The organism is Dyadobacter sp., from assembly GCF_017744695.1.
Taxonomy (GTDB): domain Bacteria; phylum Bacteroidota; class Bacteroidia; order Cytophagales; family Spirosomataceae; genus Dyadobacter.
This window is the reverse complement of the sequence record NZ_JAGIAS010000001.1, coordinates 1810131-1827038: the sequence shown is the minus strand read 5'-3', so window position 1 is coordinate 1827038 and position 16908 is coordinate 1810131. Positions and strand designations below refer to the sequence as shown.

Sequence of the window (16908 nt, the reverse complement as noted above, 5' to 3'; positions counted from 1 at the left end):
TCATACCAATCAATCTCCTACAACCGCTAACCTAGTTTATGAAAAATTCGACCCGCTTTCAGTTGATGGCCATGATGTTCCTGCTCTATTTTGTGTGGGGTGCATGGTACGGGCAAATGAGCAAGTATATGTTTACCGAGTTGGGCGCAACGGGCGTCCAGGTGGGGAATGCATACGCGGCATTCTCCATTGCAATGATCATCGCGCCATTCTTTGTGGGTATGATCGCCGACCGTTATTTCGCAGCGCAGAAAGTGCTGGGAATATTAAACATAGTAGGGGCAGGTATTCTGTACGTGCTGTCCGAAGTGAAAGATCCCGACACGTTCTTTTGGGTAATCCTGGCCTATTGTATCACTTTCGCGCCGGCCATGTCGCTCACGACTTCCATTGCGATGCAACAAGTGACCAATTCGGAAAAAGACTTCCCCGCCATCCGCGTAATGGGAACCGTGGCATGGATCGCGGTAACGAACATCATCGGATACTATGAAATCGGTCACACGGCATTGATTTTCAAGATTTCCATGTTCACTGCGGCATTCCTGGGTGTTTACTCATTCTTTTTGCCCGATACCCCTCCAAAGCCAAGTTCACACACTTCTGTCTCGGATATTCTTGGTTTGGATGCCTTCAAATTGTTCAAAGACCGTTCTTTCGCGATCTTCTTCATTTCGTCGCTGCTGATCTGCATCCCGCTGTCATTCTATTATGCAATGGCCAATCCGTCGCTGACGGATTCGGGCATGACCAATGTAGAAAATAAAATGTCCCTTGGCCAGGCTTCGGAAGTGGTATTCATGTTGCTGATCCCGCTGGCGTTTTCACGTTTCGGTGTGAAATGGATGCTGGTCGTAGGCCTCGTTGCATGGATCATCCGTTTCATTGGTTTTGGTTACGGAGATGCATCCAGCGAATGGCTGCTTTACCTCGCGATCGTGCTGCACGGTGTTTGCTATGACTTTTTCTTCGTTACCGGCCAGATTTACACCGATAGCAAAGCAGGTGAGCAATACCGTTCTTCCGCACAAGGGCTGATCTCCATCGCTACGTACGGCATCGGTATGGGTATCGGTTCGTGGATTGCTGGTGTAGTGGCGGATATGTATACCGTCGACAATGTGAAAAACTGGACGTCGATCTGGATGGTACCGGCAGGCATTGCCGCGGTGGTACTGGTGCTTTTTGTATTGTTTTTCCGGGACAACAAAGTTAAAGCTGCTGCATGAAATCATTCCTGACCATCGGCCTTCTGATATTGTCCAACGCCTTCATGACGATGGCGTGGTACGGGCATTTGAAATTCAAGGAGCTGGGTTGGTTTAGCAAACTGGGGCTGTTCTCCATTATCCTCATCAGTTGGGGAATAGCCCTGTTTGAATATTGTTTTCAGGTTCCTGCCAACAGAATAGGCTTCAAGGAAAATGGCGGACCATTTTCACTGGTAGAACTGAAAGTGATCCAGGAGGTGATCACATTGGTCATTTTCATGGTTTTTACATTGCTTTTCTTTAAAACGGAGACTTTCCGCTGGAACCACTTCGTCGGGTTCGTTTTCCTGGTGCTGGCGGTTTACTTCATATTCAGAAAATAAAAAGAGCCTGCGAGCGGAAGCTTGCAGGCTCTTTTTATAATGTAATATTTTAATCCCAATCGTCGTCGCCACCGAACCGGCGGCCATAGTCTTTCGAACCACCTCCGCCTTTTTTGTTGCTGTAACGATCTTCCATTTTCGGTCTGCCTCCCTGGTGACGATTATGGTCATGTCCGCGGTCGTGGTGCCCCTTGTCGCGTTGCTTATCAGGTTGGCGGAAGTTGTTGCCTCCTCCTCCCGAAAATCCCCGATCGCCAAAGTTGCGTTCCGCAGGTCTTGCCGGAGCGCTTGGTGCATCGTCATCGTCCTGATCGTCGTCGTCAAGGGATGGTTCTTGCCGGGTATAATCTCTTCCTGTATTTCTATCTTGAGTATAAGGCGTTCTGTTACCTGGACCGTCATTTCCCGCCGGTCGTGGCCGGTTAAAGCCTTCCCGGTTACGCGTATCGGGGCGGGAAGTACCGCCGCCGTCGCTTCTGGGTTCTCTCTTTTGGGATTCGTTTACTACCAGAGGCCTGCCATACATATCCGCCCCGTTCAATGCATTAATGGCAGCTCTCGCTTCTGTTTCATCGGGCATTTCAACAAACCCGAACCCTTTGCTTTGACGCGTAATTTTGTCAATGATAATTTTCGCCGAGCTTACTTTACCATACTTTTCGAAAGCTTCACGCAGCTCGCTTTCCTTTAACTTAAAAGAAAGACTACCAACAAAAATGTCCATGAAACGCCTTGATTTTATTGATTTTAGATGTAATAAATATATTTTACTTTATCCACTCAAGAGCCAAAGTCTGCTTATTTACTTTTCTTGATCTTGATTTTCTGATTATTATATCAAAGCTAAATAAAATTGCCCAAAGTGATCCAAGGGGACATTTTTTAATTTTTTTCTATAATTTAAGCCGGACGTCATAAACGAAATCGCGGACCGACCGGATGGAATAGATTAAGACCTTGCGAAATAGCGGGTTGAGCAGGTAATTAAATTCGTCGTCCATGATCGCAGACGGGATTTTAATAATCCCGTAGTCAGCCTTCCGGAGTAAGTTAGTACCAAAATCTTTGGTCGAAGCGGGTGCAGGGGCATTCTTCCAGTCGCCCGGCAAGGCGCTTGCGGGCAAGTCTAAAATGTAAGCAGGGTCTATTTCAAATGCGGTAATACTGAGCGCCCTTGGAATGTCGTCGATGTTGACATTGGCCGTGTATTCCAGTAAAGCCAGCGCGCGGCTTTCCGAAGTGTAAATGCACGGCGTGAGCGGGTGGTTCCAGCGGCCACCATGCAGGCGTGCTCCTTCACCATCGAGGTCGCGGGCGTAACGTGTGCGCCCGACTCTGTAAACGATCATCGGCTACGGTGTTAAGAATAAACCCCATAATCGATGCGGCCAATCAGATTTTTGACCTCCTCTCGGCCAAACTGATTGTCCAGAAAATCAAAAGGCCGCTCACCGCCCAATGCCTGATTGGGCCTGAAAACCCAGCTATTGAAACGCTCCGTATCTTCGAATACCTCGTATCCGTAAGAATAAATATCCGCCAGGCTCACAATCCGCTCGCTGAGGGATTGGTTAAACTTTTCATCCCCCTTTTTATTGATGAGCGTGGCCCGCGCTACCGACAATGCGTGCGCTAACTGATCGTAATCCAGATCGGCCTTGTTCTTGAATAGCTCAAAATCATTTTTGCTGATCCCTTTACGGATCATATCGATTTTCTGAAAGCTGGTCATCTGGCTTTCCGGCCGTTGCAAGGGAGTTTTGAAGATGATGCCGGGATGTTGTGCGCCGTAATAGGCAGCGTAAGGTTCATTAAAAGTGGCCCCTGGAGCGTCATCAGGCTCGGGATAAGGCTTAGGTGTGTGTTTTTTCATGATGATTTAAATTTCTACTAAATGAAGTATAATTTTATACTAAATGTACGAAAATAAAAATGCCCCGCAAAATAGCAGGGCATTTCTCAAATTACTTTTTCTTCTTATTCTTTTTCTTACCTGTCTCAACCGGCTCCGGTGCCACTTTGGTCAGGTCCTTGATGCGGATGTTCCTGAATTTGAGTTCGGAACCGTGACCGAGGAATCCGAGGTGCCCGCTGGTCCTTTTCAGTCCGGGGTGGTCTTTGTGGTCCGCCGTGCCGTTTTTGCTGGCTTCCGCCAGGTCGCCGTCAAGGATCACGGTGCCGTTCAGCGTTACCTTTAGTTTCGAGCCCTGAACGCGGACTTCCTCGTAGTTCCATTCGCCAACCGGTTTCAGATAACCTCTTTTGGCGGGAATAATGCCGTAGGCTGAACCGTGGTACTGATATTCGTGCAAATCCTTGTAAATCTCGGCGTCGTTGTCCAGTATCTGGATTTCGGTTCCTACGTATGCCGCGTCGCCTTCCATAGGTGTGCGGATACCAAGACCGTTATTCGCACCCGGCGTAAGCTGGAACTCGAAACGGAAATCGAAATCGCTGTATTCGTCTTTGGTGTACAGGTTGCCTTTGCCGCCTTTCTTAGGATCGACAACCAGTTCGCCGTTCTGGATGAAATAGTCGGTTTTGTTACCCACCCATTCAAACATATTCGTACCATCGAACAGCACCTTGAAATCGTCCTTCTGTTCTGCTTCCGGCAATGTAAACTCCGGGCGAGGGATTTCGCGGACGTAGATGTCGCGGTAATGGATCTCGTTGCCGTGCGCCTGCAATTCGAGCTGTTCTTTCGCGAAGATCGGCAGGTTGCGGTCCCAGTAGTTTTCCAGTACCACATTGTCCACCACATTTTCGCCATTCAGATCTACCGATACGCGGTCGCCGATCATCGTAATGTGGAAAGTGTTCCATTCGCCAATCGCATTGTCGGCTACTTTCGAAGGCTTGCTTGGATTTTTTTGATTGTTATAAAGTCCGCCCGAGCCTACTTGCGCCCCCACGCTCACGCGTGAGGTGTCCCAGATCTGAACCTGCGGGGTACCGCGTAGATAAATACCTGCGTCACCATCCTTCTGGATTTTCCAATCGACGTACATTTCAAAATCGCCGTATTGCTTCACCGTGCAAAGGTTATCGCCGTGGCCCGAGAAAACGAGTTCGCCGTCTTTGGCAAACCAATCCTTAAATGCGGCCTCATCCGCTTTTTTCTGTTTGAACGCCAGCGTGTCGGCGCTCATTTTGCGGCGTGCAATCGGGTTTTGTACCAGGCCTTTCCAGCCCGAAAGGTCTTTGCCATTAAAAAGGGGCACAAAGCCTTCGCCTGCGGGCAATTCAGCCAGGTGCTTGCGGATCGATTCGCGTTGGTAATCGGCGTCCTGACCTTTCAAAAGAGGTCCTGCCTTGGTCAGCAGTTCGCGGATTTCGGCGCTGTACAGGTTTTTGTTAGCCAATGCAATGTTCATCACCGCCTGGGCAGCAGCTTGCTGGGTACCTGCATTGTCCAGGTATTTGCCGGCGAGCAGTAGTGAGTTAAAGGTTCTGTTTCTTCCCAGCTCCTTTAAAATAACTTCTTTCTGTGCATCGGTTTTGGCGATGGCCAACGCTTCGCGGAGCATGATCACTTTGTTGGCAGCAGTCTTGCCCGATTTCGCGGTAGCGGCCACATAGCCATTCAATGCTGCATTGAAATCGTCGGAGTCGCCGGTGCTATGAGCGATAGCCAGCAACTCTTTAGCAGCACTCGCATCCGACCACGCCGAAAGTGCCGCAATAGCTGATTTTTTCTTCGCCGCATCACCATTTCCATAAGCTTCCACTACTGACTTCAACGCCTTCTTACCGCCAATACCGGCCAGAACTGCGAGGTAATTGCCCTGCTTGTCGGCAGGAGCAGCCTGTATTTGTTTCAGAACGGCGTCTGTCTGGCTGTTGGCATCACCACTTTCCTTGATCGCCACGTTGATAGCGCGCTGTGTAGCCGAAATCTCGTCGGCATTGGAAACAGTGTTCAGCAGGGTGTACAATTGTGGCAGATCGTTAGCGGTAGCCAGTGATTGCAATGCACCGAAAGCAGATTTCCGCACTTCGGGATTTGTACTTTTCAATTGTGCGGAAACTACCGGCAGTTTGGAGCTCGCCCCACGGGCAGCCAGCACGTCGATCAAAGCCGATTGTGAGGCAGCGGGCAGGGTAGGGATGGCCGTTGCCACCTGATCTACCAATGAAGAGCCTTTGATCGTCAGCAAGCTGCTTTTCGCCGTTGCGATTTCATCTGCGTTAGCCGTTTTCAAAACCGGGATCAGTTTGGCAACGCTGCTCTCCTGTCCGATTTTACCCGCTGCCCAGATGGCCGCCGTTTTTACCTTGCTATCCTTTGAAGCAAGCGCTTTCAAAACCACCGGCAATGCATCTTTCGATTCTGCGCGGCCGAGCATGGTGATGATTTCCGCCTGTACAGTGGGTGTAGCCTTTTTAAATGCATTCAGCCACGGTGTAGTGCCATCGGCCATCAGGTATTTTTGGCCCAATTTCAATGCGGCAGCGCGGTACTGTGCGTCGCTGCTTTGCAATGCGCTCACGAGCACGGGAACGGATTCTCTCTTTTTGATATCCGAGTAAATCTTCAATGCAGAAGAACGTGTCGCCGATTGCTTCACATCAGGTGTAGCTTTGATCAATGCGAGTGCCGCTTTTTCAGCGGTTGCAGCATGGCCAGTAGCGGCAAGGTTTGCCAGATATTTGAGGTAGACAGCCGTTGCATCTGCTTCGTCGTAACCGTACGCGGCCTTTTGTGCTGCACCTGCCAGAATACTTTCCGAGGTAGGAGAACCTATTTCAGAAAGCGCATAAAGGCTTACCTTCCGGAGTTTGGTATCAGCGCTGGTAGCGGCTTTTTCGATGGCCGGAGCGGCGTCTTTGTTGTGGCTGCCGCCCAATGCCTCAGTGATCGCCAGTTGTGCGCTTCCGCTGGCATTGCCGAGTGCTTGCAGCAATGCAGCTCCTGCCGCTGGCGAGCCAATGCGTGCCAATGTCCGCGCGGCAGGCTGCGAAAGCCGCTCGTCTTTGAGATAACCCTTCAAAACCTCCACCGATTCATCTTTACCAACCGTTTGAAGCTGGTAAATCAGGAAGTTTTTACTGTCGGGGTCATTCACTTTCGACAATGCTTCGCCATAGGCTTCGGCCGCGTCTTTGCGCAATGCCTCTTTGCCAGCCTGGGAGGCATAGTAAGTGAAACCACCCAGCGCGTACTGGATTTTGGTATTATCCCCTTTGCCGGGTGGCGTCAGCATGGATGCGATCTGCACGAGTCCGGGTTTGCCGAGCTGGGCGAGTTCTTCCATGTTTTTCTTCAATGCCGCCTCGTTCTGGGAGGGCAGTTTTGACAACACCGCTTTGACTTTGGCATCGAGCGGGTTGTCGGTTTGGGCCATCAGCTGCGAGGAAGCCAGGCAGAGGGCCATGATATTGTAAAGTCTGTTTTTCATCGGATATGCCGGTGCTGCAAGCCACAGGGCCTGTCAGTTAGCTGGTTAAGTTCTTAAATGGTCCAGGGAGCACGCATAGGTTGGTTGATCAGCCGGTTTGCGCCTTCGTCGTCGATAAATTCCTGCTTGTCCGGATCGAATTTCAACGAGCGGCCCAGGCGCAATGCGATGAGGCCCATGTTGACGATCGTGCAAGAGCGGTGCCCGTTTTCTTCGTTCAACGCGAATTTCTTACGGTTTTTAACGGCGTCTACGAAATCAGTAACCTGCGGTTCGGGATCCGGGAACGCGGCGAGTTTCTTTTCCAGGTCAGGAATATCCGATTTGAAATTTTGGTACAGCTTGCCTTTGGGACCTTCGATGTACGCTACTTTATCGTCCTTGGCTTCGCCGTCGAGTACGATCTGGCAGCCATCGGCATACGTATAGGTAATGCGGCGCCACGTGCCTACGGCCTCGGTGTGCTGCTGGGGAGCATCCACTTCCACGCTCACAGGGCTGGTATCGTCCTTCCCGAGGAAGTATTGAATAGGATCGATGTAATGCTGGCCCATGTCGCCCAGGCCGCCGCCATCATAATCCCAATAGCCGCGGAAAGTCTGGTGTACGCGGTGTTCGCTGTATGGTTTGTACGGCGCTGGTCCGAGCCACATGTCGTAGTCGAGTTCGGCTGGTACCGGTTGAGGGGCATTGTTGGTTTTACCTACCCAATAAAATTTCCAGTCGAAGCCGGTATGCTTGCTCACGGTTACCTTTAATGGCCAGCCGAGCAATCCGCTCTGAACGAGCTTTTTGATAGGTTTAACGGTCGTATTCATTCCGTAGAAATTGCTTTCAAAACGGAACCAGGTGTTGAGACGGAACACCCTTCCATGCTGCTGGACGGCCTCGACCAGGCGCTTACCTTCGCCGATGGTACGTGTCATCGGTTTCTCGCACCAAACATCCTTACCGGCGCGGGCGGCGTCGGCAGCGATAATGCCGTGCCAGTGCGGAGGTGTCGCCACGTGCACGATGTCGACTTCGGGAAGCTGGATGAGCTCGCGGTAGTCGGAGAAGGTTTTGACGCCTTTGTCGACCATGTTAACCGCGATGTCGAGGTGCCTTTTATCCACGTCGCACAATGCTACCACCTTGGTACCTGCGTAAGGGATGTGCCCGCGGCCCATGGAGCCGGTGCCGACGATGGCTTTGGTGAGCGTGTCGCTCGGAGCGAGGTAACCTTTCCCCAGCACATGGCGGGGAACGATCGAAAACGTTGCCAGCGTTGCCAGCGAGCCTTTGATAAAGCTCCTCCGGGAGGCGCTCCTCCGGGATGCCGAAGTGCCATTCTCTTCTTTCATTCGTTAAGGTTCTTTTAGGAAGTAAAAATGATTGTTAAGTGCTTGTGAAATTAGGACAATATTCAGAATGCGCCAAAGCATTCCACGGCATTACCCGATATTAATGGGGTAAGGCCGCGGAATAGGCTATAAAATCAGAGAAAATGGGCAATACGCGCTGCGTGCTCGTTACAACGGAATGTTGCCGTGCTTCTTTTTAGGGAGCACATCCACCTTGTTTTCGAGCATTTCGAAGGCACGGATGAGCTTCGCGCGGGTCTGGTCGGGATAGATCACCTCGTCGATATAACCACGGTGCGCGGCGCGGTAGGGATTCGCGAACTTGTGTGTATAATCGTCGATTTTTTCCTTCAATTTCTCCTCCGGGTTTTCGGCCTGTGCGATCTCGCGTTTGAAAATAATCTCAGCTGCGCCGCTGGCTCCCATTACCGCAATTTCGGCGGAAGGCCAGGCGAAGTTCATATCCGCCCCGATGTGCTTGGAGTTCATCACATCGTAGGCGCCGCCGTAAGCCTTACGCGTGATCACGGTAATGCGCGGAACCGTCGCTTCGCAGAATGCGTACAGCAACTTCGCACCGTTGCTGATGATCGCATTCCATTCCTGATCGGTGCCCGGAAGGAAGCCGGGGACGTCTTCCAAAACCAGTAATGGAATATTGAAACAGTCGCAAAACCGCACGAAACGCGCCGCTTTCTGGCTTGCATGAATATCCAGTACACCTGCGAGTACAGCCGGCTGGTTAGCCACAATGCCGATGCTCCTGCCTGCAATGCGGGAGAAGCCTACGACGATATTTTCGGCAAAATTTTCGTGTACTTCAAAAAAACTGTCGCTGTCCGAGAGCTCGGTGATCACCTCGCGCATGTCGTAAGGCTGGTTGGCATTCTCGGGAATGAGGGTATTCAAAGCGGGGCGAAGCTCGTCGCCGGGTGTGTAGGGGTACCGCGGTGCGTCGTCCTCGCAGTTTTGCGGCATGTAGCTCAGCAATTTTTTAATGGATTGCAGGCATTCGACTTCATTGGCAGACACAAAATGCGTCACGCCCGATTTCGTCGCGTGCGTCATCGCGCCGCCGAGTTCTTCTGATGTTACCTCCTCATGCGTTACGGTTTTGACGACGTTAGGCCCCGTTACGAACATATAGCTCGTGTTTTCGACCATCAGAATGAAATCCGTGATCGCAGGCGAATATACGGCACCGCCCGCGCATGGGCCCATTACGGCCGATATTTGCGGGATGACACCGGACGCCAATGTGTTTTTATAGAAAATATCCGCATAACCTGCCAGCGAGAGTACCCCTTCCTGAATGCGGGCCCCGCCGGAGTCGTTCAGGCCGACGAGCGGGGCGCCGTTTTTCATGGCGAGGTCCATGAGCTTACAAATTTTCTCGGCATGTGTCTCCGAAAGCGATCCACCGAAAACCGTAAAATCCTGCGCAAAAACGTACACCAGCCGGCCATTGACCTTACCATAGCCCGTCACCACGCCGTCGCCGAGGTAATGCTCTTTATCCAGCCCGAAATCCTTGCTGCGGTGCATCACAAACCGGCCTATTTCTTCGAAAGAACCTTTGTCGAGGAGAATGGAAATGCGCTCGCGGGCAGTGAGTTTACCCTTCGCATGTTGCGCCTGGATCCTGCTTTCACCGCCGCCCAGCTCAGCCTCAGCATTTTTTTGATCTAAAAGTTCTTTTTTTGAAACAGCGGCTGATCGGGATTCCATGTAATGCGGGGATATGGTTACATTTGTTGTTGGTGAACGGTTATAAATATAGCTGCATTTTAATGATTCGGGAAATTATTGGATGTTTATGAGGTCGACGGGCAGCGGTTTGCTTTTCCTGATCTTATGGCTATGCTGGCCATGGAATGCCGCTTTCGCCCAGGTGACGGGTGGCCGTAGCCGTCTGGATTTTCTGCAATTGCCGGCCCAGGCGCGTAGTACCGCATTGGGGTCCAGCCACATTACCGCACAAGGGAACGATCCCCTGTTGTTTCTGCAAAACCCTGCACTGCTCGATTCCGCGAAGATCAACAATGTATCGCTGAACCTGATGCCTTACCTGGCGGATACCAAATTTGTGAATATGGGTTATGCCAACCGAGTCCGCAAAACGGGTGGCATTTGGGCGGTTGGGCTGCAATACCTGAACTACGGTACCATGCAGGAAACCGACGACATCGGGAACGTGGTAGGGGAGTTCCGCGCGGCGGACTATGGTCTTTCCGCAGGGTACGGACATACATTGGGCGCATTTACGCTCGGCGCAACGGCCAAGTTCGTGGGCGCGTCCATTGAAAGTTACCAGACCTGGGGTATGGCATTCGACTGGGGCGCCACATTCCGGCATCCGCGGGAGGACCTTACAATCGGTTTCGCTGCCAAAAACTTCGGCTTTTTAAAACAGACCTACAATGGGGCGAATACGCCGGTGTTGCCGTTGGATATGCGGGTGGGGGTGACTTTCAAACCGAAGTATATGCCCGTTCGGGTGTCGATGACGGCCCATCATCTGAACCGTTTCGATATGGTTTACAACGATCCGAACCTGTTTTATACCTATGATCTCAATGGTAATAAGTTATCCAAAAAGGTAGGCGTAGCGGAAAAGCTGGGCAGGCACTTGTCCCTGGGCGCGGAGATTCTGGCACACCCCAATTTTCGCATTCTGCTAGGCTACGACCATTTGAAGAGGCAGGAATTGCGCCTGAATAATCGTGGGGCGCTGGCCGGGTTTTCCTTTGGCGCGTGGCTGCGCATTAAAAGATTCGAGGTCGGTTATGGCCGGGCGCAATATGTACCAGGCTTCGGCAGTAGCTCCATTTCCATTGTAATGAACCTCAAAAACGGGTTTGTCAGAAGCAAATGGGACGAGCCGGTGAAAGCCAGGCCCGCCCGCTGATGTGATGCGTTATCTGCGCGTGTAATGCAGTTGTACCAACCCTTTTTCAAAAGACTTACTGCTCTGAAAAGTAAGGTTTTGCTCCGGCTGACCGTCTTTGAACAGACGGATGCCGTCGCCAAGCAGAATAGGGATCAATGAAACAATGTACTCGTCGATCAAGTCGAGTTGCATGAGCTGGTTCACCACTTCGGCGCCGCCGTCGACAAAAATGTGTTTCCCTTCTTTTTGTTTCAACTCTTCGATGAAGGCTTTCAGGTCGCCGGTGTGGAAGCGGACATTGCCTTCCTGCGCACGCGGGGTACGCGTCATGATGTGGTATTCCTTATCGGGTCGAAGGTATTCAATGCCCATGGCCTGGACTTTATCATACGTTTTGCGACCGATAATCACCGTGTCGATGGTGTCGATGAACTCGGCATAGCCGTAATCTTCGCCTTCTTGCTCGACGAGGGAAAGGAACGTCAGGTCATCATCATGTTTGGCAATGTAGCCGTCGAGGCTGGCGGCAATGTAAACGAATACTTTTCTGGTCATAGCTGGTGATTTGGTTAAAGCAGAAAAAAGAGGATGACTATTTTTCGTCAAAAGTTGGAACCACTAGCGAGATTCGACCACCTTCCCTTTTTCCAGTTTCAAATAATGCGTTACACAGCTCGGGATCTCGTTCGGATAATGCGAAACATAGATTAATGTCCGTTGATCGGTATCGCATATGGCATTTACAACCGATTTGAAATAGTCGATTGCGTCGGTATCCAGTCCCTGGCAAGGCTCGTCGAGGATCAGCAACGGTGGGTTTTTGACCAATGCCCGCGCAAGCAGTACCATCCTTTGCTGCCCTTTTGAAAGCTGTGAAAAATCCTTTTCGATCAGTTCATGAACGTGAAGGAGCTCGGCCACTTCGTGTACGCGTCCGATTTGTGTTTCCGTGAGTTTTTTAAAGAAAACCCCGGTGGCGTCGAAAAAGCCGGACGCAATGGTTTTGAAAACGGTGGTATTTCTGGGGAAGTACAAATGCAATTCCGGCGAAACGTGCCCGATCTTTTGCTTGATATCCCAGATGGAAGCCCCTGCGCCGCCTCGTTTTTGATCGAACAAGTCAAAGTCATTTGCAAAACGCTGCGGGTTATCGGCTGTAATAATGCTCAGTAATGTCGATTTGCCGGAGCCATTCGGACCGGATAACGCCCATTTCTCTCCCTTGGCGATTTGCCAGCTTACCCCGTCGAGAATCTGATCTTCGCCATATTTGACGCGGATATTCCTCAAATCGAGCGCATATTGGAAGCCGGTGAATTCCGGATGGCCGAAATGGGCCAGTTTTTGCGGATCAGGCTGTGGAAAGTGATGGGTATGGGTTGCCGCCGACCGAAATTGCGCCACGGGCTTTTGGGCTTCGATCTTCCCGGCTTCCAGTTCCAGCACATCGGTTATGCAAGGCGGTATTTCGGTTGCCGTGGTGGCCATGATAATGGTTACGCCATGCTTGCTCAGTTCGGTCAATGCATTGCGAAGCACCTCGCGCGAATGCACATCCAGGCCACTGAACGCGTTGTCGAGCATGAGTACTTTCGGTTTTTTCAACAGCGACTTCGCCAAAAGCATTCTCCTGGTTTCGCCGTTGGAAAGCGTCACAAACGGGTGATCGAGCAAGTGGGTGATGGACAGCAACCCGCTTACCCGGCCCAGTTCTTCATCACTCACTTTGGATGGCGCGAGTGTCACGGATTTGTCGTCTACGGTGCCTACCGGTTTCAATTGGTCCGTCAGGATCGCCCGCACGCTGGGTGCGCGTTCGGACTCGTATGCGTGAAAACGCTGCTGGTAATACTCAGCCCCGGCACTCACAATGCGGTTGAACGAATAGTCGTTAGAGGCAAGCTCGATATTCTCACGGACAGGTGTGTTCCAATCGTAAACGACCTTGCCTGTCAGCACAGGCCATTTTCCTGCGATAACTTCGAGCAATACCGACTTGCCGGAGCCGTTCGGGCCAATGATCGCCCAATTTTTCCCTTGTTCAATATTCCAGTTGATTTCAGAAAGGACCGTTGATTCGTATTTGCGGACGGAGACGTTTTGAAGCGAAATGAGTGTCATGCGAAAGCCAGGTAATGAAAGAGCAAATACCACAATTTTGGCTTTAAATGGAAACAAAAAGAGCATCCGTTGCCGGATGCCCTTGCTAAGCGTTTGAATCTGTGATTAATGCAGTTAATGGTGGAATTCCATATTGAACTCCCGGATCATCGTGCTGACGAATGCCGAAAGGTCGTCGGTCGTACGGCTTGTGACGAGCCCGTTGTTGGTCACCACTTCCTGATCTACCCATATCGCGCCGGCATTTTCGAGGTCGTGGCGGATGGCGGCGTAGGAGGTAAGCGTGCGGCCCAGTACCACGTCGGCGTCGATCAGGATTTGCGGGCCGTGGCAGATAGCTGCCACCGGTTTTCCGGCGATAAAGAACGACCGCACAAAGTCGACCGCCTTCTGGTTGATCCTCAGCGCGTCGAGGCCCATCACTCCGCCCGGCAGCAGCAGTGCGTCGTAATATTCGGCACGTGCCATTTCAAGCGGGACATCGACCCGATGGTTTTCGCCCCAATCCAGATGACTCCATCCTTTCACAATGTCCTTGCTGGGCGAAATGACATGGGTTGTCGCGCCACGTTGGTTTAGGACTTTTCTGGGGCAGGTCATTTCAACCTGCTCAAATCCATCGGCAACCAGTATCGCGACTTTGATTGAATTCAGTGATTGTTCCATGGATTTAGGTGCGGATTAAAAGGTTAGACTATAAGAATAAATAATTGTACAAAAACTATGCCAGTAAATCGACTTGTTTTTGGGTCGAGCACGCGGCAAAGCGGCGGTGCGCAGCTTCCACAACGTGGGAATGAGGCCTCCGGTAAATCCCGATTTGGGGAAAATAAAAAGAGCGGCATTGCTGCCGCTCCCTGTATTAGCATTATTCCGCGATTATATCTCTACGCCCCCGACGTTTTCGAAAACCAGCTCACCTTTCGAATCGAGTTCCATCATGATCACCGAGTCTTTCGCAACCTGTCCGCTCAGAATGCCTTTCGACAGTTCATTCAGGATTCTTCTTTGAAGGACCCTTTTCAGCGGACGCGCACCGAATGCCGGATCGAAACCGTCTTCACCGAGCTTGGTGAGTGCTTCGTCGGTTGCGTCGAGCGTGATTCCCTGCTCTTTCAGCATGTGCTGAATGCCTTTGAACTGGATATCCACGATTTTGCGGATGTTTTTCAAGGTCAGCGGTTCGAACAGCACGATCTCGTCGATACGGTTGAGGAACTCGGGCCTTACGGACGCTTTCAGCAGATCGAGTACCGCCTGTTTGGCCTCTTCGATGATCAGCGTGTGGTTCCAGCCTTCGTCTTCCGCGAATTTCTCCTGGATAATGTGGCTGCCGATGTTCGACGTCATGATGATGATCGTGTTCTTGAAATTCGCCACACGACCTTTGTTATCAGTCAAACGACCTTCGTCGAGCACTTGCAGCAGGATGTTCCACACATCCGGGTGTGCTTTTTCAATCTCGTCGAGCAGGATTACGCTGTACGGTTTGCGTCGAACGGCCTCCGTGAGCTGTCCGCCTTCATCGTAACCCACGTACCCCGGAGGCGCACCCACGAGGCGGCTTACCGCGTGGCGTTCCTGGTATTCGCTCATATCGATCCGGACCATGGCATTCTCGTCGTTGAAGAGGTATTCGGCCAGCGTTTTCGCTAGCTCGGTTTTACCTACACCCGTCGGGCCGAGGAAGAGGAAACTGCCAATCGGCCGTTTCGCATCCTGCAAACCTGCGCGGCTGCGGCGTACGGCGTCGGACACCACTTCAATGGCCTCATTCTGGCCTGCCACGCGCTGGTGCAAATGCTCTTCGAGTTGCAGCAGCTTCTCGCGGTCGCTTTGCAGCATTTTGCTGACAGGGATACCGGTCCATTTAGCCACTACTTCGGCAATATCCTCCGGCGTAATCTCTTCCTGCATCAGGCTTTCCGCATTTTCGGACTTTTGCAGCTCATTCAATTTGGCCTGAACCTCCGGAATGCGGCCATAGCGGATCTCGGCTACTTTTCCGAAGTCGCCCGAACGTTCGGCCTGCTCGGCTTCGAGGCGGAGTTGCTCGCTTTGTTCTTTCAATGCGCGTACCTCATTTACTTTCCCCTTTTCATTTTCCCATTGGGATTTCAGGGCATTGCGTTGCTCGCCGAGGTCGGCAATTTCTTTGTTCAGGACTGTTTCCTTGTCCTTATTGTTTTCACGGCGGATCGCCTCGCGCTCAATTTCAAGCTGCATAATGCGGCGGTTCAGCTCATCGAGCTCTTCCGGCACGCTGTCCATTTCGAGGCGCAATTTCGAAGCGGCCTCATCCATTAAGTCAATCGCCTTGTCGGGCAGGAACCGGTCACTAATGTAGCGGTTCGAAAGCTCTACGGCAGCGATCACCGCGTCGTCCTGGATGCGAACACCGTGGTGCAATTCATATTTTTCCTTGATACCCCTCAGAATGCTGATCGCATCGGAGATATTAGGCTCATCCACCATCACAGCCTGGAACCGACGTTCCAAAGCCTTGTCCTTCTCGACGTATTTCTGGTATTCTTTCAATGTGGTAGCACCGATCGCGTGCAGTTCGCCGCGTGCCAATGCCGGTTTCAGCAAGTTGGCGGCATCCATGGCGCTTTCGCCACCGCCACCCGCACCGATCAGCGTGTGGATTTCGTCAATAAAGAGTACAATCTCACCTTCCGAATCGGTCACCTCTTTGATAACCGCTTTCAACCTTTCTTCAAATTCTCCTTTGTATTTCGCACCGGCAATGAGCAAACCCATGTCTAGCGACACAATGGTTTTCGATTTCAGGTTTTCAGGAACGTCGCCCTGCACGATACGCTGGGCCAGCCCTTCCACGATGGCGGTTTTACCCACACCCGGCTCACCAAGCAGGATCGGGTTGTTTTTCGTACGGCGGCTGAGTATCTGCAATACCCGCCTGATTTCTTCGTCACGGCCGATAACCGGGTCAATTTTACCCGCTTTGGCCAGTTCATTTAAATTTTTGCTGTACCGTTCCAGAGAGCGGTATTTGGCTTCTGCGTTTTGATCTTTCACAGGGTTATTCTTTCCTCTTAGTTCTTTGATTGCATTGATCAGTTCCTTCTCATTGAATCCCAGCTCCTTCATCATGTTGGCTGTGGAATCTTTTCCGCTGAGTATACCCAGAATCAGCAGCTCGATGCTGATGAATTCGTCCCCGAATTCTTTCAGGTAATTCTGTGCCTTGCCACTGGCAGCGGCCATATCGTTGCCCAGGTAGGGCTGTCCCCCACTCACACGCGGGTACCCATCCAATATCTTCTGTAAACGGTTGTTGAGTACATCCGCGCTGATATTGAGTTTGTTAAGTAGAAATAATGACGTATTGGGGTCCTCCTCCAAAATGGATTTCAACACGTGCCCCGTTTCAATGGCCTGCTGCTGGTTTCCCTGGACCATTTGAGCGGCGTGCTGGATTACCTCCTGCGCCTTGATAGTATATTGGTTAAAGTTCATGGCGTTGATCGCTTTGTTAATGGTACAACGCTGAATGAAAAATGGTGTGCCGATTGATCAAATCGGAAATTTTGT

The 16908-nt window shown here is 51.4% G+C and carries 13 protein-coding genes; 3 read left to right on the top strand and 10 right to left on the bottom strand.

What is annotated here, in order from left to right:
- Window positions 1–38: 38 nt before the first annotated feature.
- Complete coding sequence (locus J7619_RS07270; protein ID WP_291196219.1) at window positions 39–1229, top strand: nucleoside permease; 1191 nt, start codon at window positions 39–41, stop codon at window positions 1227–1229.
- Window positions 1226–1594 carry a DMT family protein gene (locus J7619_RS07265; protein ID WP_291196216.1) on the top strand — a complete coding sequence of 123 codons (369 nt, stop codon included), beginning with the start codon at window positions 1226–1228 and terminating at the stop codon, window positions 1592–1594. Before J7619_RS07270 ends, J7619_RS07265 begins: the two co-directional genes overlap by 4 nt.
- 49 nt (window positions 1595–1643) lie before the next feature.
- Here J7619_RS07265 and J7619_RS07260 read toward each other — a convergent pair whose 3' ends face one another.
- From J7619_RS07260 to J7619_RS07235, 6 genes are all read right to left on the bottom strand, one after another.
- A complete protein-coding gene (locus J7619_RS07260) occupies window positions 1644–2318 on the bottom strand; it encodes an RNA-binding protein (RefSeq protein ID WP_291196213.1) in 675 nt (224 codons plus the stop codon).
- A gap of 169 nt (window positions 2319–2487) precedes the next feature.
- Window positions 2488–2943: an RES family NAD+ phosphorylase gene (locus J7619_RS07255; protein WP_291196210.1), complete on the bottom strand. Its 456-nt coding sequence runs from the start codon at window positions 2941–2943 to the stop codon at window positions 2488–2490.
- A gap of 11 nt (window positions 2944–2954) precedes the next feature.
- Window positions 2955–3467 carry an antitoxin Xre/MbcA/ParS toxin-binding domain-containing protein gene (locus tag J7619_RS07250; RefSeq protein ID WP_291196207.1) on the bottom strand — a complete coding sequence of 171 codons (513 nt, stop codon included), beginning with the start codon at window positions 3465–3467 and terminating at the stop codon, window positions 2955–2957.
- A gap of 91 nt (window positions 3468–3558) precedes the next feature.
- Window positions 3559–6996: a DUF1080 domain-containing protein gene (locus tag J7619_RS07245; RefSeq protein ID WP_291196204.1), complete on the bottom strand. Its 3438-nt coding sequence runs from the start codon at window positions 6994–6996 to the stop codon at window positions 3559–3561.
- A gap of 53 nt (window positions 6997–7049) precedes the next feature.
- Window positions 7050–8339, bottom strand: a complete 1290-nt coding sequence (locus J7619_RS07240) for a Gfo/Idh/MocA family oxidoreductase (protein ID WP_291196201.1) — start codon at window positions 8337–8339, stop codon at window positions 7050–7052.
- Between the two features lie 168 nt (window positions 8340–8507).
- Window positions 8508–10067, bottom strand: coding sequence for an acyl-CoA carboxylase subunit beta (locus J7619_RS07235; protein WP_291196198.1), 1560 nt, complete (start codon window positions 10065–10067; stop codon window positions 8508–8510).
- Between the two features lie 88 nt (window positions 10068–10155).
- Here J7619_RS07235 and porQ point away from each other — a divergent pair, with 88 nt between their 5' ends.
- Entirely contained in the window at window positions 10156–11247 is a 1092-nt protein-coding gene (gene porQ / locus J7619_RS07230; protein ID WP_291196195.1) for a type IX secretion system protein PorQ, read from the top strand.
- A 9-nt stretch (window positions 11248–11256) separates the two neighbouring features.
- On the opposite strand, the gene J7619_RS07225 is transcribed toward porQ, so the two are convergent.
- From J7619_RS07225 to clpB, 4 genes are all read right to left on the bottom strand, one after another.
- The gene (locus J7619_RS07225) at window positions 11257–11784 is read right to left on the bottom strand and encodes a dihydrofolate reductase family protein (protein WP_291196192.1); all 528 of its coding nucleotides are present in this window, start codon (window positions 11782–11784) and stop codon (window positions 11257–11259) included.
- Window positions 11785–11847: 63 nt separating this feature from the next.
- The gene (locus tag J7619_RS07220) at window positions 11848–13350 is read right to left on the bottom strand and encodes an ATP-binding cassette domain-containing protein (protein ID WP_291196189.1); all 1503 of its coding nucleotides are present in this window, start codon (window positions 13348–13350) and stop codon (window positions 11848–11850) included.
- Window positions 13351–13464: 114 nt separating this feature from the next.
- Window positions 13465–14016, bottom strand: a complete 552-nt coding sequence (locus J7619_RS07215; protein ID WP_291196186.1) for a type 1 glutamine amidotransferase domain-containing protein — start codon at window positions 14014–14016, stop codon at window positions 13465–13467.
- A gap of 213 nt (window positions 14017–14229) precedes the next feature.
- The gene (gene clpB, locus J7619_RS07210; RefSeq protein ID WP_291196183.1) at window positions 14230–16833 is read right to left on the bottom strand and encodes an ATP-dependent chaperone ClpB; all 2604 of its coding nucleotides are present in this window, start codon (window positions 16831–16833) and stop codon (window positions 14230–14232) included.
- Window positions 16834–16908: the final 75 nt, after the last annotated feature.

Excerpts from the sequence above, each read along its gene's own strand:
- J7619_RS07225 (WP_291196192.1), bottom strand. The coding sequence starts at position 11,784 with ATGACCAGAAAAGTATTCGTTTACATTGCCGCCAGCCTCGACGGCTAC.
- J7619_RS07270 (WP_291196219.1), top strand. The coding sequence starts at position 39 with ATGAAAAATTCGACCCGCTTTCAGTTGATGGCCATGATGTTCCTGCTC.
- clpB (WP_291196183.1), bottom strand. The coding sequence starts at position 16,833 with ATGAACTTTAACCAATATACTATCAAGGCGCAGGAGGTAATCCAGCAC.
- J7619_RS07245 (WP_291196204.1), bottom strand. The coding sequence starts at position 6,996 with ATGAAAAACAGACTTTACAATATCATGGCCCTCTGCCTGGCTTCCTCG.
- J7619_RS07220 (WP_291196189.1), bottom strand. The coding sequence starts at position 13,350 with ATGACACTCATTTCGCTTCAAAACGTCTCCGTCCGCAAATACGAATCA.
- J7619_RS07265 (WP_291196216.1), top strand. The coding sequence starts at position 1,226 with ATGAAATCATTCCTGACCATCGGCCTTCTGATATTGTCCAACGCCTTC.
- J7619_RS07240 (WP_291196201.1), bottom strand. The coding sequence starts at position 8,339 with ATGAAAGAAGAGAATGGCACTTCGGCATCCCGGAGGAGCGCCTCCCGG.
- J7619_RS07250 (WP_291196207.1), bottom strand. The coding sequence starts at position 3,467 with ATGAAAAAACACACACCTAAGCCTTATCCCGAGCCTGATGACGCTCCA.
- J7619_RS07215 (WP_291196186.1), bottom strand. The coding sequence starts at position 14,016 with ATGGAACAATCACTGAATTCAATCAAAGTCGCGATACTGGTTGCCGAT.
- J7619_RS07235 (WP_291196198.1), bottom strand. The coding sequence starts at position 10,067 with ATGGAATCCCGATCAGCCGCTGTTTCAAAAAAAGAACTTTTAGATCAA.
- J7619_RS07255 (WP_291196210.1), bottom strand. The coding sequence starts at position 2,943 with ATGATCGTTTACAGAGTCGGGCGCACACGTTACGCCCGCGACCTCGAT.
- porQ (WP_291196195.1), top strand. The coding sequence starts at position 10,156 with ATGAGGTCGACGGGCAGCGGTTTGCTTTTCCTGATCTTATGGCTATGC.
- J7619_RS07260 (WP_291196213.1), bottom strand. The coding sequence starts at position 2,318 with ATGGACATTTTTGTTGGTAGTCTTTCTTTTAAGTTAAAGGAAAGCGAG.